Annotated in this window: 20 protein-coding genes; 12 read left to right on the top strand and 8 right to left on the bottom strand. The window is 70.2% G+C overall.

Annotation, left to right across the window (positions count from 1 at the left end):
• Nucleotides 1-175 precede the first annotated feature (175 nt).
• The 6 genes from AC1HIL_RS01640 (at nucleotide 176) to AC1HIL_RS01615 (ending at nucleotide 10,568) form a co-directional block, all read left to right on the top strand.
• Complete coding sequence (locus AC1HIL_RS01640; RefSeq protein WP_057592540.1) at nucleotides 176-1,228, top strand: substrate-binding domain-containing protein; 1,053 nt, start codon at nucleotides 176-178, stop codon at nucleotides 1,226-1,228.
• Nucleotides 1,225-2,748 (top strand): sugar ABC transporter ATP-binding protein, encoded by a 1,524-nt coding sequence (locus tag AC1HIL_RS01635; protein ID WP_296742324.1) that lies wholly within the window; start codon nucleotides 1,225-1,227, stop codon nucleotides 2,746-2,748. Before AC1HIL_RS01640 ends, AC1HIL_RS01635 begins: the two co-directional genes overlap by 4 nt.
• 107 nt (nucleotides 2,749-2,855) lie before the next feature.
• A complete protein-coding gene (locus AC1HIL_RS01630; RefSeq protein ID WP_208509805.1) occupies nucleotides 2,856-3,785 on the top strand; it encodes an ABC transporter permease in 930 nt (309 codons plus the stop codon).
• Nucleotides 3,782-4,762 (top strand): aldo/keto reductase, encoded by a 981-nt coding sequence (locus AC1HIL_RS01625; RefSeq protein WP_093354243.1) that lies wholly within the window; start codon nucleotides 3,782-3,784, stop codon nucleotides 4,760-4,762. The genes AC1HIL_RS01630 and AC1HIL_RS01625 overlap by 4 nt, the downstream gene beginning before the upstream one ends.
• Before the next feature lie 51 nt (nucleotides 4,763-4,813).
• Nucleotides 4,814-5,677, top strand: a complete 864-nt coding sequence (locus tag AC1HIL_RS01620; RefSeq protein WP_057592538.1) for a class I fructose-bisphosphate aldolase — start codon at nucleotides 4,814-4,816, stop codon at nucleotides 5,675-5,677.
• 175 nt (nucleotides 5,678-5,852) lie between these two features.
• Complete coding sequence (locus tag AC1HIL_RS01615; protein WP_479671000.1) at nucleotides 5,853-10,568, top strand: Ig-like domain-containing protein; 4,716 nt, start codon at nucleotides 5,853-5,855, stop codon at nucleotides 10,566-10,568.
• A gap of 30 nt (nucleotides 10,569-10,598) precedes the next feature.
• Here AC1HIL_RS01615 and AC1HIL_RS01610 read toward each other — a convergent pair whose 3' ends face one another.
• From AC1HIL_RS01610 to AC1HIL_RS01575, 8 genes are all read right to left on the bottom strand, one after another.
• Nucleotides 10,599-11,501 (bottom strand): DMT family transporter, encoded by a 903-nt coding sequence (locus AC1HIL_RS01610; protein ID WP_261212343.1) that lies wholly within the window; start codon nucleotides 11,499-11,501, stop codon nucleotides 10,599-10,601.
• A 55-nt stretch (nucleotides 11,502-11,556) separates the two neighbouring features.
• Nucleotides 11,557-12,231 carry a helix-turn-helix domain-containing protein gene (locus tag AC1HIL_RS01605; RefSeq protein WP_413762149.1) on the bottom strand — a complete coding sequence of 225 codons (675 nt, stop codon included), beginning with the start codon at nucleotides 12,229-12,231 and terminating at the stop codon, nucleotides 11,557-11,559.
• Between the two features lie 50 nt (nucleotides 12,232-12,281).
• Nucleotides 12,282-12,866: a lipocalin family protein gene (locus AC1HIL_RS01600; protein ID WP_296739645.1), complete on the bottom strand. Its 585-nt coding sequence runs from the start codon at nucleotides 12,864-12,866 to the stop codon at nucleotides 12,282-12,284.
• 52 nt (nucleotides 12,867-12,918) lie between these two features.
• Entirely contained in the window at nucleotides 12,919-13,764 is an 846-nt protein-coding gene (locus tag AC1HIL_RS01595; RefSeq protein WP_479670999.1) for a hypothetical protein, read from the bottom strand.
• Nucleotides 13,765-13,767: 3 nt separating this feature from the next.
• Complete coding sequence (locus AC1HIL_RS01590; protein ID WP_057598999.1) at nucleotides 13,768-14,472, bottom strand: TetR/AcrR family transcriptional regulator; 705 nt, start codon at nucleotides 14,470-14,472, stop codon at nucleotides 13,768-13,770.
• A gap of 181 nt (nucleotides 14,473-14,653) precedes the next feature.
• Entirely contained in the window at nucleotides 14,654-15,166 is a 513-nt protein-coding gene (locus tag AC1HIL_RS01585) for a phasin family protein (RefSeq protein ID WP_479670998.1), read from the bottom strand.
• 119 nt (nucleotides 15,167-15,285) lie between these two features.
• Nucleotides 15,286-15,735, bottom strand: a complete 450-nt coding sequence (locus tag AC1HIL_RS01580; protein ID WP_057594705.1) for an acyl-CoA thioesterase — start codon at nucleotides 15,733-15,735, stop codon at nucleotides 15,286-15,288.
• A 136-nt stretch (nucleotides 15,736-15,871) separates the two neighbouring features.
• On the bottom strand, nucleotides 15,872-16,786 hold the full coding sequence (locus tag AC1HIL_RS01575; protein ID WP_479670997.1) for a LysR family transcriptional regulator: 915 nt from the start codon (nucleotides 16,784-16,786) through the stop codon (nucleotides 15,872-15,874).
• A 183-nt stretch (nucleotides 16,787-16,969) separates the two neighbouring features.
• Here AC1HIL_RS01575 and gtdA point away from each other — a divergent pair, with 183 nt between their 5' ends.
• The 6 genes from gtdA to AC1HIL_RS01545 all read left to right on the top strand — a co-directional run bounded on the left by gtdA (nucleotide 16,970) and on the right by AC1HIL_RS01545 (nucleotide 23,522).
• Nucleotides 16,970-18,046 carry a gentisate 1,2-dioxygenase gene (gene gtdA / locus AC1HIL_RS01570; RefSeq protein ID WP_479670996.1) on the top strand — a complete coding sequence of 359 codons (1,077 nt, stop codon included), beginning with the start codon at nucleotides 16,970-16,972 and terminating at the stop codon, nucleotides 18,044-18,046.
• Between the two features lie 65 nt (nucleotides 18,047-18,111).
• Nucleotides 18,112-18,816 carry a fumarylacetoacetate hydrolase family protein gene (locus AC1HIL_RS01565; protein ID WP_261212353.1) on the top strand — a complete coding sequence of 235 codons (705 nt, stop codon included), beginning with the start codon at nucleotides 18,112-18,114 and terminating at the stop codon, nucleotides 18,814-18,816.
• 11 nt (nucleotides 18,817-18,827) lie between these two features.
• The gene (locus tag AC1HIL_RS01560; protein ID WP_479670995.1) at nucleotides 18,828-20,081 is read left to right on the top strand and encodes a 3-hydroxybenzoate 6-monooxygenase; all 1,254 of its coding nucleotides are present in this window, start codon (nucleotides 18,828-18,830) and stop codon (nucleotides 20,079-20,081) included.
• A 61-nt stretch (nucleotides 20,082-20,142) separates the two neighbouring features.
• The gene (locus tag AC1HIL_RS01555; protein ID WP_057594701.1) at nucleotides 20,143-21,129 is read left to right on the top strand and encodes a Bug family tripartite tricarboxylate transporter substrate binding protein; all 987 of its coding nucleotides are present in this window, start codon (nucleotides 20,143-20,145) and stop codon (nucleotides 21,127-21,129) included.
• A 69-nt stretch (nucleotides 21,130-21,198) separates the two neighbouring features.
• Nucleotides 21,199-22,173, top strand: coding sequence for a Bug family tripartite tricarboxylate transporter substrate binding protein (locus AC1HIL_RS01550; RefSeq protein ID WP_479670994.1), 975 nt, complete (start codon nucleotides 21,199-21,201; stop codon nucleotides 22,171-22,173).
• Nucleotides 22,170-23,522: an FAD-dependent oxidoreductase gene (locus AC1HIL_RS01545; protein ID WP_422098321.1), complete on the top strand. Its 1,353-nt coding sequence runs from the start codon at nucleotides 22,170-22,172 to the stop codon at nucleotides 23,520-23,522. Before AC1HIL_RS01550 ends, AC1HIL_RS01545 begins: the two co-directional genes overlap by 4 nt.
• Nucleotides 23,523-23,527: the final 5 nt, after the last annotated feature.

The raw sequence follows: 23,527 nt of genomic DNA, 5'->3' as shown, positions 1-23,527 counted from the left end.
CATAACAGCTTCGGGCAATTTGGTTCAGATCGCAGTAGCGTTTCCCCTAGTATTCCGGGCAAAACGAGCCGCATACATTCTCACCTGTCATGACAACGTGCATGACGACTAGAGATCCAAAGCCACCCGCCAAGGCGGCCCATCTGCCAGGTCAGAGCAACACGAGGAGACAGAAGTGAGAAGAGATTTCCTGAAGTCCGCGGCGGCCGCCGCAGCCACCACCGGCCTGGGCCTGGCCGGCTCCAGCGCCTTCGCCCAGCAGCCCGCCGCACCGGCCGCCACCGGCCTGCGCGGCAACCCGAACGACGTCTACGTGATGAACGTGATGGTCTCGGGCGTCGAGTACTGGTTTCCGGTCTACGAAATGATGAAACAGCTGGGCCGCACGCTGGGCGTGCGCACCCGCTACACCGGCACGCCCGAGTACGACGTGAACAAGCAGCTCGCGTCCTTCGAGCAGGAACTCGCGCGCAAGCCCGCGGGCATCCTGCTGCACCCGATGAACCCCGATCCGTTCATCGAGCCGATCAACCGCGCGGTGGCGGCGGGCATCCCGGTCGTGACCTTCGCGGCCGACTCGCCGAACTCCAAGCGCGCCTCGTTCATCACCTCCGACAACGACCGCGAGGGCACGCAGGCGGCCGACGCGATCGCCGCCGCGCTCGGCGGCAAGGGCGAGTACGCGGTGCTCGAGAACCCGGGCCAGGACAACCACGACCGCCGCATCGCCGCTTTCGTCAACCGCATGAAGACCAAGCACCCGGGCATGAAGCTCGCGGGCCGCGCGGCCAGCAACCAGGACCCGAGCAAGGCCTACCAGGCGGTGCTGAGCCTGGCGCAGGCCAACCCGAACCTGGGCGCGCTGTTCATGCCCGAGGCCAACTCGGCGCTCGGCGCGGCGCAGGCCAAGATCGAGTCGAAGAAGAACATCCGCGTGATGTGCTGCGACGTCAACGCCAAGATCCTCGACATGATCAAGGCCGGCGACGTGTTCGGCGCCATCAATCCCAACCAGGGCATGCAGGGCTACATGGGGATGATGATGCTGTTCCTGGCCAAGAACCCGCAGCTCATCGACCCGATGAACGACGCCAAGCGCAACGGCACCAACCCGATGTCGGTGCCCTTCCTCGACAACGGCCTGTCGGTGGTGAGCAAGGCCAACGCCGACGACTTCTACTGGGACAAGTACCTGGCGCGCCGCGGCACCAAGGGAATCGGCGAGTGAGCGACGACCCGAAGCCGCTGCTCTCGCTGCGCGGCATCAGCAAGCGCTTCGGCGCTTCGCGCGCGCTCGCGGGCGTGGACTTCTCGCTGCGTGCCGGCGAGATCCACGCCCTGTGCGGCGAGAACGGCGCCGGCAAGTCGACGCTGATGAACATCATCGACGGCATCCACCAGCCCGACGAGGGCACGATCGCGCTCGACGGCCTGGATGTGCGCATCGACGGCCCGGCCCATGCCATGCGGCTGGGCATCGGCCTGGTGCACCAGGAGATCGCGCTGTGCGGCGACGCCACCGTCGCCGAGAACATCTTCATGCCCGAGATCAACGCGGGCGGCCGCGCCTTCATGGACTACGGCGGCCTCAACGCGCGCGCCGCCAAGGTGCTGCGCCGGCTCGGCCAGGACATCGACCCGGCCGCGCGCGTCGACGAGCTCGGCATCTCGAGCCAGCAGCTGGTGGAGATCGCGAAGGCGCTCACGCTCGACTGCAAGGTGCTGATCCTCGACGAGCCCACGGCCGCGCTCACCGAGCTCGAGTCGGCCGCGCTGTTCCGCGTGCTGCACGACCTCAAGGCGCAGGGCATCGGCATCATCTACATCAGCCACCGCATGGCCGAGATCTTCGCCAACTGCGACCGCGCCACCGTGCTGCGCGACGGGCGCAACGTGCATTGCGGACCGCTCGCTGGCACCACGCCCGACGAGCTGGTGCGCCGCATGGTGGGCCGCGACCTCGGCAACTACTACCCGCCGCGCGCCACGCTGCCCGAGGCGCCCGAGACGCTGCTGCAGGTCGACGACATCGCCGACGGCGAGCGCGTGCAGGGCATCTCCTTCGCGCTCAGGCGCGGCGAGATCCTCGGCATCGCGGGCCTCATGGGCGCCGGGCGCAGCGAGCTGGCCGAAGCGGTGTGCGGGCTGCGGCCCGCGCGGCGCGGCAGCGTGCGCCTGCGCGGCAAGACGCTCGCGATCCGCAAGTACGCCGACGCGCTGCGCCACGGCATCGCCTACCTCAGCGAGGACCGCAAGGCCGCGGGCGTGTTCCTCGACCTGCCGATCGCGCAGAACGTCTGCGCGATGGCGCTGCGGCGCGTGAGCTCGCGCTTCGGCCTGATGGAACGCGCGGCCGAGCGCAAGCTGGCGCAGGACCTCGGCGCGCAGCTCAACCTCAAGTCCGACGGCGTGGCGATCGAGGTCGCGAGCCTGTCGGGCGGCAACCAGCAGAAGGTGGCGATCGCCAAGCTGCTGGCCACGAAGCCATCGGTGCTGCTGATGGACGAACCCACGCGCGGCGTCGACGTGGGCGCGAAATCCGAGATCCACCACATCCTGCGCGCGCTCGCGAACCAGGGCGTGGGGGTGATCGTGATCTCGTCGGAACTGCCGGAAATCATCGGCCTGTGCGACCGCGCGCTGGTGATCCGCGAAGGCCGGCTGGCCGGCGAGCTCGGCACGGCCGAGATGACGGAAGAGGGCCTGCTGCGGCTGGCCTCGGGACTGGGCGAACAGGAGATGCAGTGAGCTACCAATTCAGAATGGACGGCACCAACCCCGCGAGCACCGCCGGCACCGGCACGGCGGCGGGGGCCAAAGGAGACGCCGTGAACCTACCCTTTCGACTCGGCAGCATGCGCGAGGCCGGCCTGCTGCTGATCATCGCGGTGCTGTGCGTGGGCATGAGCTTCGCGTCGCCGTACTTCCTCACCTGGGAGAACATCCGCGCGATGCTGCTGTCGTTCTCGATCGAGGGCATCGTGGTGGTCGGCATGACCATCCTGCTGATCGTGGGCGGCATCGACCTCTCGGTGGGCTCGGTGGTGTGCCTCGCGATGGTGATCACCGGCAAGCTGTTCCTCATGGGCGTCGACCCCTGGCTCGCGAGCGCGATGGCGATCGGCGCCAGCGCGATGATCGGCGCCATGATCGGCGGCTGCGTCACGCGCATCGGGCTGAACCACTTCATCGCCTCGCTGGCCTTCATGGTGATCGTGCGCGGGCTGTGCCTGGCCTTCACGCAGGGCACGCCGCAGTCGCTGTTCTCGCTGCCGGCCGAGTTCAAGTTCATCGGCCAGGGCACGCTGTTCGGTATCCCGGCCGTGATCCTGATCTTCGTCGCGATCGTCGCCATCAGCGACTTCGTGCTGCGCCGCGCCACCCTGCTGCGCAAGGTGTTCTACGTCGGCAGCAACGAGAAGGCCGCGCTCTATTCGGGCATCCGCGTGGGCCGCGTGAAGTTCTGGGTCACGGTGCTGTGCTCGGCCTCGGCCGGCCTGGCCGGCGTGATCTACACCGCGCGCTTCGGCGCCGCCACGCCCACCTTCGGCATGGGCATGGAACTCAACGTGATCGCCGCCGCCGTGATCGGCGGCGCCAGCCTCAAGGGCGGCTCGGGCACCGTGCTCGGCGCGGTGCTCGGCCTGGCGCTGCTGTCGGTGGTGACGAGCTCGCTGATCCTGCTCGACGTCTCGCCCTACTGGCAGGACGTGATCAAGGGACTGATCCTGCTCGTGGCCGTGACCATCGACCACCTGCTCAACGTGAGGAAGACCAAGAGATGAAGACGACGACGCTGGGACCGTCGGGCATACGCTGCTCGGCGATCGGCCTGGGAACCTGGGCCATGGGCGGATGGATGTGGGGCGGCGGCGACAACGCGGGCGCGACGCTGGCGATCCAGGCCTCGCTCGACGCGGGCGTGACGCTGATCGACACCGCGCCGGCCTACGGCCTGGGCCGCTCCGAGCGGCTGGTGGGCACCGCTCTCAAGGGCCGGCGCCACGAGGCCGTGATCGCCACCAAGTGCGGCCTGGTGTGGCACACGCAGAAGGGCACGCACTTCTTCGAGGAGGACGGCCATCCCGTCTACCGCTACCTCGGCCGCGATGCGATCGCGTACGAGGTGGAGCAGAGCCTCGCGAACCTGCAGACCGACTACATCGACCTCTACATCACGCACTGGCAGGACGCCACCACGCCGGTGGCCGAGACCATGGGCGCGCTGCTCGACCTGAAGAAGCAGGGCAAGATCCGCGCGATCGGCGTGAGCAACGTCGATGCTGCCACGCTCGCCGAGTATCTGCGCCACGGCCCGGTCGACGCGGCGCAGGAGCGCTACAGCCTGATCGACCGCGAGATCGAGGCCACGCTGGTGCCGCTGTGCAAGGAGCACGGCGTGGCGGTGATGGGCTATTCCTCGCTCGCGCTGGGCCTGCTCGCGGGGCCGATCGATCCCGCGCGCGCCTTCACGGGCGACGACCAGCGCGCGAGCAATCCGCGCTTCAGCGCCGACAACCGCGCGCGGCTCGCGGCCTTCTTCGCCGACCTCGAACCGCTGCGCGCCGCGCTGGGCTGCTCGTTCTCCGAAATGATGATCGCCTGGACGCTCGAGCACGGCGCCGTCTCGCTGTCGCTGTGCGGCGCGCGCAACCGGCAGCAGGCGATCCAGAACGCCGCGGCCGGCTCGGTCGCGCTCGGCGCCGACGCGCTGCTGCAGATCGACACCGCCGCGAAGCGGCACCTGGGCGCGCTCGGCTGAGACGCGTCCCGCCCCCTCGAACCATCTTCCACCTTCAAGGAGTTCTTTCGTATGTCGAAAGGCAAAGAGGTCCGCATCGCCCGCCTGCTGAAGGCCGGCCGCGGCCTGGACATCGCGCTCGATCACGGCGTGTGCAACGAGCCCAGCTTCCTCGACGGGCTCGAGGACATGCCGGGCGTCATCGACCGCCTGGTGGCCGCGGCGCCCGATGCGATCCAGCTCAACTACGGCCAGGCCGACCTGCTGCAGCTGCGCCCGGGCCGCGAGCGGCCGGCGCTCGTGATGCGGCTGGACATGGGCAATCCCTACAACGCCACGCGCCACCGCTCGATGTGGGCCGTGCTGCAGAACGAGCACGACCCGGTGCTGCCCGCGGTGCAGATGGACGCGGCCTGCGTGGTCGTCAACCTGTTCATGCTGCCCGACGAGCCCGAGCTGTTCCGCCAGTGCGTGCAGAACATCGCGCGCGTGCGCGCCGACTGCGACCGCTACGGCATGCCGCTGATGATCGAGCCGCTGGTGATGCAGGCGCACGGCGCGGGCCGCGGCGGCTACATGGTCGACGGCGATGCCGAGAAGATCGTGACCCTGGTGCGGCTCGCGCGCGAGATGGGCGCCGACATCGTCAAGGCCGACCCGACCAGCGACCCCAGGGACTTCCACCGCGTGGTGCAGGCCGCGCGCTGCCCGGTGCTGGTGCGCGGCGGCGGCCGCGAGGACCTGCAGCAGGTGTTCGCGCGCTCGCGCGTGCTGCTCGACCAGGGCGCGGTGGGCATGGTCTACGGCCGCAACGTCTACCAGCACGCCAATCCGTCCGCGGTGGTGAGCGCGCTGATGGCGATGATCCACGAGGGCGCCAGCGCGGAAGCGGCCTGGGCCCTGTACGAATCGGGCGGCGCGGCGCGAAGCCCATAGCGCAAAGGCTGCGCGGCTTTCGCGCGGCTTCCGGCGAACAGGTTTTTTTTGCCACGGCAGGCGATGCCCGTCGCCCGCCGGGGTGCGCGCTGCGCGCGCATGTCGTGATTCGAGCCAGAGAAGAACGAGCCAGCAGATTCCCCTGCGAACTTCCAACAACACTTGGAGGCAAACGATGAAGATCCGGTATTACCTGATGGCATTGATGGTGCCGTTCGTCACCCTGTTGACGCACGCGGCGATCACCGGGGTCAGTCCGATGACGACCCTCGGCAACATGGCGACCGCGGTGTCCGAGGCCGTCGCCGATCCCCTCCCGCTGCAGGGGCCGGGGCTGGGCAACCTCACCTACACCTCGGAGGAACTGTTCAAGCCGGTGTCGATGATCACCAGCCCCGCGCATCCGCTCGACCCCGCGCACAGCAACGCCTACGAGTCGCGCGAGGTGCCCGCCACCTATCCGGGCCGCAAGGACTACGGCATGAACGCCGGCATCATGGTCAACGGCTATTTCCTCACGTCCTTCGCTCCCGACAGCGGCCTCGGCCCGGGCGGCTTCCTGCTGTACGACGTGTCGAACCCGCGCCAGATCAAGCTCGTCAAGAAGATCTACGAGCCCGAGGCCCGCACCAAGGAGTTCCGCGAAACCCACTCCTTCGGCACCGCGAAGATCGGCGACAAGACCTACGTGGTACTGCCCAGCATCAACGGCGTGGAGTTCTGGGACTTCACCGACGTCAACGACATCAAGCAGGTGAAGAAGCTGGCGCTGCCCGGCGTGAATGGCGGCGACTACGAGAACGTCGCCTGGCAGCTCTGGTGGCAGGCGCCCTATCTGTACGTGGCTTCGGCGGGCCGGGGCATCTTCATCGTCGATGCCGCCGACCCCGCGAACGCCGTGCTCGCCAACCGCGGCGCCGGCAAGTCCAACCCGGTGTCCACCGGCGAACTCGGCGGCTTTCGCATCGGCCCGATCTTCACGATGGGCAACCACATGGTGCTGACCGCGATGGAGAGCAACGGCGGCTTCGCGAGCCTCGACATCTCCGATCCGCTCAATCCCAAGGTGCTCGACTCCATCGTGGGCAGCACGCCGTTCTACTACGCGACCTGCTTCGACGGCCGGAACCTGCATGTCTCCACCCGCAACAGCGGCGCGAAGATGTACAGCTACGACCTCAGCGACCGCTCGAAATTCGTGGCCGAGGACAACCGCCTGGTCATCGACGAGCAGCTGTACTGCGCCACGCAGGACCACTACGTGATCCAGGGCGCGCAGACGCGCATCCACAAGGTCGACGTGAGCAATCCGCTCAATCACGTGGAGGTGGGCCGCGGCAGCATCCTGCGCGAGGACGATCCGAACTTCTCGCATTCGGACAACGGCCAGGTCGCGATGTTCGGCAACCTCGTGTTCGTGGGCAACGACCACGGCTCGGGCAGCGGATTCGTCGTGCACCAGGTCGACCCCGACACCACCCGGCCCGAGGTCAAGCAGGTCTCCCCCGCCAACGGCGCGAAGCAGCAGGCGCTGACCTCGCGCATCGGCCTGGGCATGACCGACAACATCCGGCCCGAGAGTGTCAACGCCAACACCTTCATCGTGCGGCCCGTGGGCGGCAACACGCTGGCCGGCACCTACAGCGTGCAGCTCGGCATCGTCAACTTCCATCCGACGCAGCCGCTGCAGCCGGGCACCAGCTACGAGGTGTTCCTGCCGGCCAACGGCGTGAAGGACTATGCGGGCAACGCCATCGGCGCCGACTTCAAGTCCACCTTCAACACCGGCAACGCGGCCGAGGTGGGCCTGAGCTATCACTGGGCGCTCAACGGCAAGCTCAGCGACCCGATCTCGAACAACGACGGCACGCCGGCGTCCGGCGACGCCTTCGAGAGCATCGGCCTGAACTTCGCGAACCGCGCGGGCGGCGTGCAGCTCAAGAACGACGGCGTGGCCACCGTGCTGGGCGGCACCGCCTCGCTGAGCTTCTACATGAAGACCACGCAGAACGGCAGCGCCAATGCCTGGACCGCGCCCGGCATCTTCGGGCGCGACCAGTCGGGCGGCGCCGACGACGTGTTCTGGGGCTGGCTCGACAACACCGGCCGGCTCAACCTGTCGGTGGCCAACGCGGCCACCAACAACCCGGGCACGCGCTCGACCTCGCCGGTCAACGACGGCAACTGGCACCACGTGGTGCTCACGCGCGACGCGGGCTCGGGCGCGCAGACCATGTACATCGACGGCGCCAAGACCAGCTCGACCGGCCTCACCGGCGTGAAGGGCCTCGCGAACAAGTTCCAGTGGCTGGGCCAGATCCAGGGCAATGCCGACTTCTTCAAGGGCACGCTGGCCGACGTGCGGGTGTTCAGCCGCGTGCTCGGCGACGCCGAGGTCGCGACCCTGCGCGGCCAGGCGGTCATCGGCGACCCCGGCATCGGCAGCGGGCCCAAGGTGGTCAACGGCGCGCTGAACTTCAACCCGGCCACGCTGGGCAGCGGCGGCGCGCAGTTCCGCTGGAACTTCGGCAACGGCACCGTCACGGCCTTCTCGAGCCAGGCCGGCTACAGCTACACCTACACCACGCCCGGCCACTACACCGTGACCCTGACGGTGAAGGACAGCGCGGGCCGCGAGACCTACTACACCTACAACGTGACCATCATTGCGCCCGTCACCGCGAGCGCGCCGCGGCACACCGGCAACATCGCGGGCGACGCGAACCGGGTCTACGCGGTCAATCCCGACAGCGGCACGGTGGCGGCGATCGACGCCCAGAGCCTGGCCAAGCTGTGGGAGGTGTCGGTGGGCAGCGAGGCCAAGACGCTGGCGCTCGGTCCCGACGGCCGGGTCTGGGTCGCGGTGCAGGGCGAGGACAAGCTGGTGGCGCTCAACGCCGCCGACGGCAGCGTCTCGGTCACCGTGCCCTTCGACTACGGCAGCGGTCCCTACGGCGTGGTCTTCACGCCCGACGGCACCAAGGGCCTGCTGACGCTGGAGAGCAAGTCGCGCCTCGTGAGCTTCAATCCCTCCACCGGCGCGGTCACGGCCACCCTGCCGCTCGACGGCACGGTGCGCGGCATCGCGGTCACGGGCGATGCGCAGATCGCCTACGTCACGCGCTTCAAGTCGAAGATGACCGGCGGCGAGCTCTACAAGGTCAACCTGGCCTCGATGAGCACGCTGCCGACCATCGCGCTGCCGGTGGACACCACCACCATCGACACCGAGGCCGGCGCGCGCGGCGTGGCCAACTACCTGAGCCAGGTCGTGATCTCGCCCGACGGCAAGCGCGCCATCCTGCCCTCGAAGAAGGACAACATCGTGCGCGGCCGCTTCCGCGACGGGAAGGACCTGGTGCACGACCAGACCGTGCGCTCGATCCTGTCGCAGGTCGACCTGCAGTCGGCGGCCCACGTGGCCGGCGAGCAGATCGACTTCGACGACCGCGCGCCGGCGCGCGCCGCGCTGTTCTCGCCCGCGGGCGACTACATCTTCGTGGCGCAGATGGAAGGCAACCGGGTCGCGATCGTCGATTCCTACACGCGCTCGGTGCGCGGCGAGATCGACACCAGCAGCGCGCCGCACGGGCTGTTCCTCGATGCCGCGCGCAAGCGCCTCTACGTCAACAACTTCCTCGCGCGCTCGGTGTCGGTGCACGACGTGGCGGCGGTGCTGGCCTCGGAGAGCAACGCGGCGACCTTTCTGCGCAATGTGCAGACCGTGGCGACCGAGCCGCTGGCCGCGGCCGCGCTGCGCGGCAAGCAGGTGTTCTACAACGCGGCCGACCGGCGCATGAGCAAGGACAACTACATCTCGTGCGCGAGCTGCCATGCCGATGGCGGCGACGACGGCATGGTGTGGGACTTCACCCAGCGCGGCGAGGGCCTGCGTCGCACCATCAGCCTGCAGGGGCGGCGCGGCACGAGCCACGGCAAGCTGCACTGGACGGCCAACTTCGACGAGGTGCAGGACTTCGAGAACGACATCCGCAACGAGTTCGGCGGCACCGGCTTCCTGAGCAATGCCGACTACGCGGCCACCTCCAATCCGCTGGGCACGCCCAAGGCCGGACGCAACGCGCAGCTCGACGACCTCGCGGCCTACCTGTCGTCGCTCGACAAGTTCATGCGCAGCCCGGCCCGCACGGCCGACGGCAACCTCAGCGTGGAGGCCGCGCGCGGCCAGACGGTGTTCAACACCGCGCAGTGCGCGACCTGCCACACCGGCGGCACCTTCCGCGACGGCCAGCGGCACGACGTGGGCACGATCCAGCTCTCGTCGGGCAAGGGAAGCAACCAGCCGCTGGCGGGCGTGGGCTTCGACACGCCGACGCTGTCGGGCACCTGGAGCGTGACCTCGTTCTTCCACAACGGCCAGGCCGCCTCGCTGCAGGCGGTGCTCGACAGCGGCCACGGCAACGCCAACGGCCTGCCGCCGGCCGACGTGGTGGCGCTGCGCGAGTACGTGCGTTCGCTCGACACCGCGCCGCCGCTGGTCGCGCGCATCCGCTCGGACAGCAGCAACCTGTGCGTGAACATCAAGGGCGTGTCGACCGCCAGCGGCGCCACCGCGGTGCAGTGGCCCTGCGGCAACGACGCCAACGAGAAGTTCACCGTGACCAGCAGCGGCGGCTACGTGCAGTTCGTGGCGCAGCACAGCGGCCTGTGCCTGGCGCAGAGCGGCAACGCGACCACCAACGCGGCGGTGGTGCAGCTGGCCTGCACGGCCGGCAACGCGACGCAGTGGACGGTGGTCGGCTCGACCCTGCGCAACCGCGCCTCCGGATCCTGCCTCGACGTCCCGAACGGATCCACCACGCAGGACACGGCGCTGATCACCTGGACCTGCAACGGGGGCAACAACCAGAACTGGACCCAGCTGCCCTGAGCGGGCGGCCGGTAGCGCGCGGGGGCGGTGTCACCGCACCCTGCGCGCTTCGGTCCACACCACGATCAGCAGGCCGGCCAGCACCATCGCGAGCCCCGCGAAGGCCCAGGGGCCCGGGCGCTCGTGCAGGACGACCAGGGCGAGCCCGAAGGCCGTGACGGGCTCGGCCAGTGCCAGCGTGACCCCCGAGGCGCCGGAGATGTGCCGCAGCGCATGGCTGAACAGCAGGTAGGCGATGCCGGTCGACACGAGGCCCAGGTAGGCCACGAGGACCCAGCCCGCGGGCGTGGCCGAGAAGGGGCCGGAGATCAGCAGCGCGGCCGGCATCGCCGCCACGGAGGCCGTCGCGAAGAGCCACAGCGTGACCGTCGCCGGCGGCGACCGGCGCACAAGGCGCTGGCTGACCAGCGTGTAGGTCGCATAGCAGAGCCCCGAGCCCAGGCACAGCGCCAGGCCGCCGAGGTCGACGCGCGAGCCATCGCCCGATCCCGACATCACCATCAGGCCGCCACCGCCGATCGCGAGCAGCGTGCCGGCCCACCAGGCCGGCGCGGGCGGTGTGCGAGACACGAGCGCCTGCAGCAATCCGGCCCAGGCCGGCCCGCTGCCCACGGCGATCGCGGTGCCGATGGCCACGCCCGTGGCCCTGACGCCCGCGAAGAAGCTCAGGTTGTAGCCGGCCATGCACAGGCCCGCGAGCAGCACCCAGCGCCACGTCGGCCGCGCCATCGACAGCGCGACGCGCTCGCCGCGCTGCCGTCGCCAGCCGATGAAGGCCGCGAAGAACAGCGTGGCGATCGCCATGCGCAGCGTGCCGATCCAGAAGGGCGACGTGTCCAGGGGCGCGAAGCTCTGGGCGGTGCCGGTCGTGCCCCAGAGCGCGGCGGCGGCAAGCACCATGGCGGCGCCGGTGAGGGAAGCGTGCTTTGTCATGCGCGCATCCTCCAGCGCCGCGACCGCGGCAACTGTCGAGAGACTCTCGACCTCGTCAGCCCGCGCGCGCGTGCCGGGCGCCCGACTGGCGGTCGCGTCGCAGTGCGAAGCCGAGGGCGCTGGCCGAGCGGTAGCCCGTGCGCAGGGCGGTCGCTTCGAGCGGCAGGCCGCCGCGCAGCAGGCGCTGGGCGGCGTCGAGCCGGCGCGCGCGCAGGTAGGCCTGCGGCGACAGCCCTGTCAGTTCGAGCAGCCGCGCATGGAAGCGCTGCGGGCTCAGGAAGAACAGGGCCGCCATGCGCGCGGTGTTCCAGGGCTCGTGCAGCGCGCCGCCGAGGGCGGTGTCGAGCCGTGCCAGGTCGATGCTGCGGCGCGCGAGGATGGAGGGCGCCTCGAGCACGTGCGCCAGGTGCTGCGCGGCCCGAGCCGGGTCGACGTCGTTCCTGCAGGCGGCCGTGACCGCGAAGCGCCGGATGCGGTCGACGCCCGTGGCGGGGGGCGTGTCGATGACCACCATGCGCACGCCGCGCGGCGACATGAAGGTGTGGGCCACGCCCGCCGGAATGATCATTCCGCAGGAGGTGTCGGTGAAGGCGGCGCGGCCGCCGATCTCCAGCTCCATGCGGCCGTCGAGCGCGAACATGATCTGCGCGTGCGCATGGTCGTGGCCGGCGTATTCGCCCGCGTAGCTGCGCACGCTGTAGGCGATCCCGGGGACGAGCGGACTGTGCATGCCCGCGATTGTGCCCAGGCCTCGCGAACCCCGGCGCGCCGACGGCCGGGTCAGCGTTCCGGCCAGCGCTGCGGCACCCGGCGCAGCTTCGCGAGGTCGTAGCCCAGGGCCTCGATCTTGCGCAGCGCCTGCGCGTAGGCCTCGGGCGCGAGCTCGGGCGTGCGTGCCATCAGCCAGACGTGGTCGCGCTTGCTGCGCGCGACGATGGTGCTCTGGTAGTCGGGCGAGACGTCGGCGATCAGGTACTCGGCCTGGATCGGCCAGATGAACTGCATGCCCCAGACCGCGTTGCCGGTGCCGGGCCGCACGGTGGCCACCGGATGCAGGGTCTTGACCGGCGCGTCGAAGCTGCCGTCGCGGTAGCGGAAGTCGGTCTGGATGCGGCCGTCGGGCCGCAGTGCGTAGGACTCGACGGCGTTGAACGCGTTCTTCTCCGGAAAGGTCGGGATGTTCGCGATCACGTACCAGTCGCCCATGAAGCGCGCGATGTCGACCGCCGGCAGCGGCGCGATCGTCGGTGCCGGCGTGGCGCAGGCCGTGAGCGCGGCGCACGCGCACAGGGCGAGCCAGCCGAGCGGGTGCCTGGGGCGCGCCGCGGGGGCGCGTTCGGGGTGGGGGTGTGGAAGGCGGGTCATCCGGGCAGTACGCGGCAGCGAGCCGACTGGATCCCCTGCCCGTGGCCGCAACCTATTCGGAGAGCCCGGCGCGCGCGAGCTCCACGTCCAGCCGCTCCTTGGCGTCTGCCGGCTGGAGCGCCGCGGCCTTCTCGTAGAGCCGCGTGGCCTCGCCCATGCGCGCGTCGCCATGCAGCATCAGCAGCGCGCGCGCGTATTCCATCAGCGCGCTGGCCGAATGCGGATGCAGCGCGATGCCGTGCTCGAACAGCTCGACCGCGGTCTCGGCGCGCACGCCATAGGTCATGCGGCCGACCAGCGCGCCGACCTTGTCGATCACCTCGGCATGGAAGGCGCCCAGCGCGACGTGGGCGTCGGCATGGCGCGGCTCGAGCGCGATCACGCGTTCGAGCGCCTCCTTGAGCCGCGTGCCCAGGCCCTGCGCGAGCGCGCGCGCCACGCTGATGCCCTGGCTGTAGCGGCCCATCGCATAGGCCTGCCAGTACAGGGCCTGGCAGTCGTCGGGCTCGGCCGCGGCCCGCGCGCCCGCGCGCTCCACCACCTGGCGGAACATCGAGAGCCGCACCGCCTCGCGCGGCTCGAGGTAGTTGGCGTAGATCGCGGTCGCCTGGTTGGCCAGCGCGAGGCCTTCGGCGCCGTGCAGCAGGCCGATGGCCGCGGCGCGTTCGAATTCGCCGCTGTGATAGAGCGCCCAGCCTTCGGCCAGTGCCGCGTTGTGCTCTGGGGCCGGCATCGCGTGGCCGGCATGCAGCCGGCTCCAGTGCGCGATCAGGCTGCTGGCATCGAAGCGCGGCACGTCGGCGTAGGGCAGGGGCGCCCACGGGCCGGCGTGGCCGGAGGTGCCGCCGGCGGGCGCGGCGGACGTCGGCGGGAGCGGTTTGAAATCGTGGGGGGACATGGTTCAGGCAGCCAGATCGGCGGGGGTCGCGGTGGGCGGGCTGCTGGCGGCATCTTCGCCGCCGTAGGCCCGGCCCAGTGTCAGCAAATGGCGCCGTTGCTCGGCGCCCAGGTAGGGCGCGAGCTGGTGCAGGGTGTGGCGGGCGCCGCGCAGCAGCGCGGCCTGCGCATGGGCCGGCTCGAGCGCCTGGCGCGGGTTGCGCACGTACTCGTAGCTGAGCCAGTAGGTCAGCACCACCACCATGCTCTGCGCCAGCGTGTCGACCTCGTGGGCGTCGATCTCGAGGTGGCCGGCGCGGCCCAGGCCCGCGATCAGCTGGCGCATGGCGCGCACCTTGTGCTTGAGCACGAGCTGGAACTGGGTCTCGAGGTGCCGGTTCTTGCTCAGCAGGTCGTTGAGGTCGCGGTAGAGGAAGCGGTGGCGCCAGATCAGCTCGAACAGGCTGTGCATGAAGAACCAGGCATCCTCCACGTCGTGGATGCCCTCGCTCGCATGGAGCAGCTCGCCGAGCTCGGTCTCGTAGCCCTCGTACAGCTTGTTGATCAGCTCTTCCTTGGCCGGGTAGTGGTAGTAGAGGTTGCCGGGACTGATGTTGAGCTCGCCGGCCACGAGCGTGGTGGAGACGTTCGGCTCCCCGAAGCGGTTGAACAGGTCCAGCGCGGCTTCGAGAATGCGTTGTGCAGTGCGGCGTGGCGCTTTCCTGGCCATGTCGGTGCTCCCGGGTTGTCTCTTGGAAACACTCTAGCGCAGGAACGCCGCGCGAAGCGCGCGGGGGGACATTGATTTGCGGGGCACTGCGTTTGTGCAGTGCCGCATGCGCATGACGTCGTGCTACGCCTCTTCGCGCATTCGGCGCCGGAATCGGCCGCTTCGAGGCCGGAAAGCGGCTTTATTCGGTGCCGCTCGATTTGCTGCGCCGCACCGTGGTCTTGCGTGCCGGGGTCTCGGCCGACTTGGCGTGGCGCGCGGCGCGGGCACCGCGCGCCGGACTGGCGGCGGGTTTCGCGGCGCCGCGCAGGGCGGCCAGCTCGGCCTCGAGCGCCGTCACGCGTGCCTGCAGCGCGGCCACCTCGGCCGGCGGCGGCATGCCGAGCTTGTCGAGCGCGCGCGCCACGCGTTCCTCGAAGATGTTCTCGAGCTTGCCCCACTGGCCCGCGGCCTTGGTGCCGAACTCGTTCGCGAAGCCGGCCATGCGGGCCTGGGCCTGCGACAGGGTTTCCTCGGCCGCCTGCTGGGTGCGCTTCTGCATGCCGGCGCCGTCCTTGACCAGCGACTCGAAGGCCTTGCTGCCCTCCTGCTGCATCTTGGCGAAGGCGCCGAGGCCGGCCAGCCAGATCTGCTGCGCGGAATCCTTGATGCGGTCGGAGGTCTTGTCGAAGCGGTCGTCGTCCTGGGTGGCCATGTGCGGTCCGAATGGAGGAGGGAGGGGGAGGGGCGGTCTGCCGGAAACCGCCGAACTCTAGCCGCGCGGGGCCGCGCGCGGTTAGAGCCTTTTGCCTATTCAGGTCTTTGGCGGACAGCTCAGGGCGTGCCCGAGGCCGCGCGGCTCGCGTCGAGGTGCGCCCGCGCGCGCTCGGCCAGCGCCATCTCGCCCGGCGTACCCGGCACGTAGGCCTCGACCGGCAGCGGCCGGCCGTGCGAGTCGACCGAGACGAAGACGATCAGGCACTCGGTGGTCTTCTCCATCGCGCCGCCCTTCATGTCGCCGCTGCGCACCTCGACCGAGATGTTCATGCTGGTCTTGCCGGTGTAGGCCATGCGCGCCTCGACCTCGACCAGGTCGCCGATCATGATCGGGCGGTGGAAGCGGATGCTGCCGATGAAGGCGGTGACGCAGTAGCGCTTGGCCCAGCTCGTGGCGCAGGCGTAGCCGGCCTCGTCGATCCACTTCATGACCGTGCCGCCGTGGACCTTGCCGCCGAAGTTGACGGTGTTGGGCTCGGCGAGGAATCGCAGGGTGATGGAAGACATGCTGTGCCTTTTGCTTTCGGAAGGGGCCGTGGGGGCCGGAACGGGGGGAGGCGATTATGCGAGGGCGCGCATGACGGTTCGACCGCCGCCCGTCGTCCCGGCATGCCCGCCGGGCTGCAAGCGCCATGCCATCGGCTCAGGCCGGGCCCGCCGCCTCGCCCTCGTTGAACAACTGCGCCAGCGTGCGCCGCAGCCAGGCATTGCCGGCGTCGGCATGGAAGCGCTCGTGCCAGTGCTGCTTGACCGCGTACGAGGGCAGTTCGAACGGCGGCTCGAGCAGCTGCACCGGTTCCTGCGTGGCCAGCACCTGGCCGAGGATGCGCGGCACCACCACCAGCAGCTCGGTGTGGGCCACGATCCGCGCCACGCTGAGGAAGCTCGACAGCCGCGTCACCACGTGGCGCCGCAGCCCGAGCCGCGCGATGGTCTTGTCGACGATCGCATGGCCGGTGCCCGAGGAGGCCACCACCGCGTGCGCCTCGGCCTCGAAGCGCTTGCGCGTCAGCCGGGCGCCCACGCGCGGATGGTTGCGCGCCGCCAGGCAGACGAAGTTCTGCATGAACAGCGTCTGCTGGTAGAAGCCGGCCTCGAGCTGCGGCATGAAGCCCACCGCGAGGTCGACCGCGCCATCCTCGAGCCGGCGGCCGCTCTCGGTCGAGATGATCTCGGTCTCGATGCGCACGCCCGGCGCCACCTGCCGCAGGTGGCCGAGCAGGCCCGGCAGCAGCACCACCTCGCTGATGTCGGTCATGCAGATGCGGAAGCTGCGCTCGGCCGTGGCGGGGTCGAACACCGCGCGGCCGCCCTTGGCGCGGTTGAGGCGGTCGAGGATGTCGAGCACCAGCGGCTGGATCTGGCGCGCATAGGGCGTGGGCTCCATGCCGCGCGAGGTGCGCACGAACAGCTTGTCGCCGAAGTGGGCGCGCAGCCTGGCGAGCGCCGTGCTCGCGGCCGACTGCGAGATGCCGAGCCGCTCGGCGGCGCTCGAGACGTTGGCGGTCTTGTAGACCTCGTCGAACACCAGCAGCCATTCCAGATCGAGTTGTGCCATGGGCGCGGCCCTCGCGGTGTGCGGCCCGCGGGCCACCATTATCGAAAAACAGGATCGGAGCTATCGCCGGTCCCCCATTGCGCCAATAGTAGTGCGGGCGGATGATCCCGTTGATTCGGAAGTTCTAACCAGAAGGCCGGCGCCCCATGTCGTCGCCGCGCCATGCACCGCGAGAGACACGCCATGAACCCCTCCACCGCCCGCGCAGCGCCCTCCAATGCGGATGAGCGCCGCGACTACTACGACCGCATCCGCCCGCTGCACCTCACGCCGCTGTGGGAATCGCTGCACGCGCTGGTGCCGCGCGAGCCGCAGACGCCCTGCGTGCCCGCGCTGTGGCGCTACGACGAGATCCGCCCGCTGCTGATGGAGTCGGCCGACCTCATCACCGCCGAGGAGGCCGTGCGCCGCGTGCTGGTGCTCGAGAACCCGGCGCTGCCCGGCAACTCCTCGATCACGCAGTCGATCTATGCCGGGCTGCAACTGATCATGCCGGGCGAGGTGGCGCCCTCGCACCGCCACGTGCAGTCGGCGCTGCGCTTCATCGTCGACGGCCAGGGGGCCTACACCACCGTGGGCGGCGAGCGCACCACCATGTACCCGGGCGACTTCATCATCACGCCCTCGTGGGCCTGGCACGACCATGGCAACGAGGGCATCGAGGGCGTGGTGGAGCCGGTGGTCTGGCTCGACGGCCTCGACATCCCGATGCTGCGCTTCTTCGACGCCGGCTTCGCCGAGAACGACGACGCCAGGGTGCAGCACGTGGCGCGGCCCGAGGGCCACAGCCTCGCGCGCTTCGGCCACAACATGGTGCCGGTGCGGCACGACCATGCGTCGCAGACCTCGCCGATCTTCAACTACCCCTATGCGCGCAGCCGCGAGGCGCTGGCGCAACTGCAGAAGCAGGAAGCGCCCGATGCCTGGCTGGGCCACAAGCTGCGCTACATCAATCCGCTGACCGGCGGCTCGCCGATGCCGACCATTTCCACCAACCTGCAGCTTCTGCCCAAGGGCTTCGCGGGCAAGACGCACCGTGCCACCGACGGCACGGTCTACAGCGTGGTCGAGGGCCATGGCAGCGCCGAGATCGCGGGCCAGCGCTTCGAGTTCGGGCCGCGCGACACCTTCGTCGTGCCCTCGTGGGCGCCGCTGCGGCTGCACGCGCCCAACGGCGACTGCGTGCTCTTCAGCTTCTCGGACCGGCCGGTGCAGCAGGCCATGGGGATCCTGCGCGAAGCCTTCCTCGAGAACGCCTGAGTCCCGGCCCTTTTCGTTTTTTTCCTTTCCCTCGACCGTTGCCGCCCCACGCGGCAGGAGCCCTCATGTCCTTCGTCTTCACGCCCCCTTCCATCGTCGGCCTGCCCATCGTCGGCAGCGACAAGCAGTTCCCCGTGCGCCGCGTCTACTGCGTGGGCCGCAACTACGCGGCCCATGCGCGCGAGATGGGCTTCGATCCCGACCGCGAGCCGCCGTTCTTCTTCTGCAAGCCCAACGACGACGCCTCGGTGGTGCCGGTGGCCGAGGGCGCGACCGGCGCCATTCCCTATCCGGCGCTGACCGCCAACTACCACTACGAGGCCGAGCTGGTGGTGGCCATCGGCAAGGGCGGGCGCGACATCCCGGTGGAGCAGGCCGCGAGCCACATCCACGGCTATGCCGTCGGCCTCGACATGACGCGCCGCGACCTGCAGATGAAGATGCGCGAGCAGGGCCGGCCCTGGGAGATCGGCAAGGCCTTCGACTTCTCGGCGCCGATCGCGCCGCTGCGCACGCTGGCCGAGGTGGGCGAGATCGATGCCGGCGAGATCCGCCTCGAGGTCGACGGCGAGGTGCGCCAGAAGAGCGACATCACGCACCTGATCTGGTCGGTCAACGAAGTGATCGCCAACCTGTCGACCCTGTTCGCGCTGCAGCCCGGCGACCTGATCTTCACCGGCACGCCCGAGGGCGTGGGCGCCGTGAAGGCCGGCCAGACGATCAAGGTCAGCATCGAGCGGCTGCCGTCGCTCCGCGTTCGCATCGACTGAGCGAGCCGCGCATGAGCCCGACCCCTTCCCCCACCGTGCTGCTGGTCGGCGGCGGCATCGGCGGCATGGCCGCCGCGCTGGCGCTGGCACGCCTGGGCGTGTCGATCGACCTGCTCGAGCAGAGCGCCGTCATCGGCGAGATCGGCGCCGGCCTGCAGCTCGGCCCCAATGCCTTCGCCGCGCTCGACGCGCTGGGCGTGGGCGAGGCGGTGCGCCGGGGCTCGGTGTTCACCGACCGGCTGGTGATGATGGACGCGGTCGACTGCTCGGAGGTGGCCTCGGTGCCGGTCGGCGAGGCCTTCCGCACGCGCTTTCGCAACCCCTATGCCGTGAGCCACCGCGCCGACCTGCACGGCGCGATCCACGAGGCCGTGAAGCAGCATCCGCTGATCCGCTTCCACACCTCGGCGCAGGTCGAGAGCCTCGACACCCGGGGGCAGGGCGTGGTCGCGGTCACGCGCGACGGCCGGCGCTTCCAGGCCGATGCCATCGTCGGCTGCGACGGCGTGAAGTCGGTGGTGCGCGCCGCGCTGATCGGCGACGCGCCGCGCGTCTCGGGCCACGTGGTCTACCGCGCGGTGGTGCCGGCGGCCGACATGCCGGCGGACCTGCGCTGGAACGCGCCCGTGGTCTGGGCCGGCCCGAACTGCCACCTGGTGCACTACCCGCTGCGCCATGGCGAGCAATACAACCTGGTCGTCACCTTCCACAGCCGCGAGCGCGAGGAATGGGGCGTGACCGACGGCAGCAAGGAAGAGGTGCTGTCGTACTTCGAGGGCGTCCATGCGCGCCCGCGCCAGCTGCTCGATCGCCCGACCTCGTGGCGCCGCTGGAGCACCGCCGACCGCGACCCGGTCGAGCGCTGGAGCGAGGGCGCGGCCACGCTGCTGGGCGATGCCGCGCATCCGATGATGCAGTACCTCGCGCAGGGCGCCTGCATGGCGCTCGAGGACGCGGTGACGCTCGGCGAGGCCGTGAAGGCCTGCGACTTCGACCTGCCGGCCGCCTTCCGGCTCTACGAGGCGGCGCGCGTGGCGCGCACGGCCCGCGTGGTGCTGTCGGTGCGCGAGATGGGCCGGCTCTACCATGCCAAGGGCGTGGAGCGCCTGGTGCGCAACAGCCTCTGGCCGGGCCGCACGCCCGAGCGCTTCTACGATGCGGTCGAGTGGCTCTATGCCTGGCGGCCCGAGCGCTGCCTGGACGACGCGCCCGAGGCGCTGCGCCGATCGGCACGCACCGAGGCCACCGCGCTTTCGCCACACTGACACCCGACGCCTTCAAGATCCACAACCATCGAGGCCCCAGGCCCACCGGAGACAAACGACCATGAACTTCCCGCGCGCACTGCTGACCGGCCTTCTCGCCCTGACCTCGCTGGCCATGGCCGGCGGCGCGGCGGCCCAGGCCGGCGACTATCCGAACAAGCCCGTGACCCTGGTCACGCCCTTCGCGGCCGGCAGCGGCCCCGACGCGGTGCTGCGGCTGGTCTCGGACAAGCTCTCGCGGCTGTGGAACCAGCGCGTGCTGATCGACAACCGGCCCGGCGGCGGCGGCTTCATCGCCATCGACCAGGCCCGGCGCGCCGCGCCCGACGGCTACACCCTGCTGCAGCTCGACAGCGAGCACGTGGCCGCGCTGCCGCACCTGTACAAGTCGCGCAACTTCGTGACCTTGCAGCACTTCGATCCGGTGGCCTCGCTGTTCCGCACGCCCTTCTTCGTGGCCGTGGGCAGCGATTCCAAGTGGAAGACCATGGCCGACCTGATCGCCGCCGCCAAGGCCGACCCCGACGCCATCGTCTACGGCTCCTGGGGCGTGGGCAGCCCGGGCCACCTGGGCGCGCAGCAGCTCGAGGCGCTGAGCGGCATCCGCATGCGCCACGCGCCCTACCGCGAGGTCTCGCAGCTGTATTCGAACGTGGGCACCGGCGAAGTGCCGTGGGCCTTCGCGAGCATTCCCTCGAGCCAGGGCATCTACAAGGCCGGCAAGCTGCGCTACATCGCGGTGGCCGCGCCGAAGCGCATTCCGCAGATGCCCGATGTGCCGACCATGGCGGAGGCCGGCGGCCCGGCCGGGCTGGAGGTCAATTCCTTCGTCTCGCTGCTCGCGCCCAAGGGCGTGCCGGCGGCCATCAAGGCGAAGATCAACGCCGACGTGGCGAAGGTCATCGCCGATCCCGAGATCCGCGCCCGCTTCGACACCTTCGCCTTCGAGCCGCTGGCCTGGTCGCCCGAGGAGATCGAGCGCCAGGCCGAGGCCAAGTCCAAGGTCTACGGCGAGCTGGTGCGCAGGGGCAACATCAGCCTCGAATAGCGGCCCGTGCCTTGCTTGGGGCAGTTAAGCTGCCCGCCTGTTTTGACACTTTTTGACATTTCTTCCTCCATGCAAGCCACCAAGAGAGCCCTTCTGATCGCCTGCGGCCTGGCTGCCGCCTCGCTGCCGCTGGCCGCGAGCGCGCAGACGCCCGCCTGGCCCACCAAGCCCATCCGCCTGCTCGTGGGCTTCCCCGGGGGCTCCACGCCCGACATCGCCGCGCGCACCATCGCCGAGCCGCTGTCGAAGGCGCTGGGCCAGCCGATCGTGGTCGACAACAAGCCCGGGGCCTCGGGCAACATCGCGGCCGACACGGTGGCCAAGGCCAGCGACGACCACACGCTGGGCGTCGTCATCAACGGCAACCTGACCTCGTCGAAGCTGCTCTACCCGAAGCTGCCCTACGACCCGGCCAAGGACTTCACCTACCTCTCGCTGCTCGCGACCGCGCCGCTGGTGCTGGTGGCGCAGAACAACCTGCCCTCGGGCGAGGCCTTCTTCGATGCCGGCCGCAAGGCGGGCAACAAGTGGAACTACGGCTCGGTGGGCATCGGCTCGGTCGGCCACCTGGGCATGGAGCTGCTCAAGAGCCGCGTGCCGGGCTTCAACCCCGAGCACGTGCCCTACCAGGGCAATCCGCAGGTCATCACCGGCATGCTCGGCGACCAGATCCAGATGGGCCTGATCCCGCCCGGCGTGGCCATGCCGCAGGTCAAGGCCGGCAAGCTCAAGGCCATCGGCCTGACCGCCGGCCGCAGCGCGCTGGTGCCCGAGGTGCCGCCGCTGGCCAACGCCGGCGTGCGCGACTTCAACCTCGAGGTGTGGGTGGCGCTCCTGGGCCCGGCCAACCTCTCGAAGACCGCGCAGGCGCGCATCGGGCGCGAGCTCGAGGCCGTGATGAAGCAGCCCGAGGTGCGCCAGAAGCTGTTCGAGCAGGGCTGGCAGGCCGTGGGCACCTCGCCCGACGGCATGCGCGCGCGCGTCAACGACGAGGCCGCGATCATGACCAAGATCATCTCGACCAAGGGCATCACCCTCCAATGACGGCTGCAATGACGATGGCCGAACCGTCGCGTTCGCTGCCGGTGTTCGGCAGCTACGACGTGGTGGTGGTCGGCGGCGGTCCCGCCGGCATCGCCGCCGCCGTGAGCGCCGCGCGCCACGGCGCGAGCACCCTGCTGGTGGAGCGCTACGGCTTCCTCGGCGGCATGGGCACGGCGGGCGGCGTCACCAACTTCGCGGGCCTGTACGGCAAGCGGCGCGGCCAGATGACGCAGCTGGTGCGCGGCGTGGTCGACGAGCTGGTCGAGCGCATCGCCGCGCTCAACGGCATGAACGATCCGCAGGACGGCATGGGCGGGCGCATCCGCGTGCGCTCGTACGACACCTCGGCCTACAAGCTCGCGGCCGACCAACTGCTCGAGGCGGCCGGCGTGAAGCTGCTGTTCCATGCCTTCGCGGCCTCGGTGATCCTCGAGGGCGAGCGCATCGCGGCGCTGGTGGTCGAGACCAAGTCGGGCCGGCAGGCGATCCGTGCCAATGCCTTCGTCGACGCCAGCGGCGACGCCGACGTGGCGGCCTTCGCGGGCGTGCCCTTCGAGGTCGGCGACGGCCACGGCAGCGGCCTGTTCCCGACCACCATGTTCCGCATCGGCCAGGTCGACGCGCCGGCCGCGCTCGAGGCGGTGGGCGAGTTCAAGGCCATCAACGATTTCATGGCGCGCGCCGAGGCGAGCAAGCCCGGCGCCTACCGCTTCCCGCGCGAGGGCGCGATCCTGCGGCCCAACAAGGACCCGCGCGAATGGCGCGCCAACGTCACGCAGATCCGCAATGCCGAGGGCCGCGCGATGAACGGCGTCGATGCGCGCGAGCTCACCGAGGGCGAGCTCGAGGGCCGGCGCCAGATCGCCGAGTACTTCCGCTTTCTCAAGGCCGAGGTGCCGGGCTTCGCGCAGTCGGCCATCGTCGAGATCGCGCCGCAGGTCGGCCTGCGCGAGACGCGGCGCATCCAGGGCCTGTACGCGCTCGAGCGCGAGGACATCCTGTCGTCGGCGAAGTTCGACGACACCATCGGCCTCAATGCCTGGCCGATGGAGATGCATGCCGATGGCCGCATCGAGTGGGCCTTCCCGCGCGATGCCGACAACGCCTACAACCACCTGCCCTGGCGCATGCTGGTGCCGCGCACCGTCGCCAACCTGCTGGTGGCGGGCCGCTGCGCCTCGATGACGCACGAGGGCCAGTCGGCCGCGCGCGCCAGCGGCGGCTGCTTCGTGATGGGACAGGCCGCGGGCACGGCGGCGGCCACGCTCGGCAGCGGCGCGTTCGCCGACGTGGACGTGGCGGCGCTGCAGGCGAAGCTGGCGGCGGACGGGGTCGACCTGGACCGCTGAGGGGC

The sequence above is a fragment of the Variovorax sp. ISS6 genome (assembly GCF_056523145.1).
This window is presented reverse-complemented; position numbering and strand designations above follow the sequence as displayed.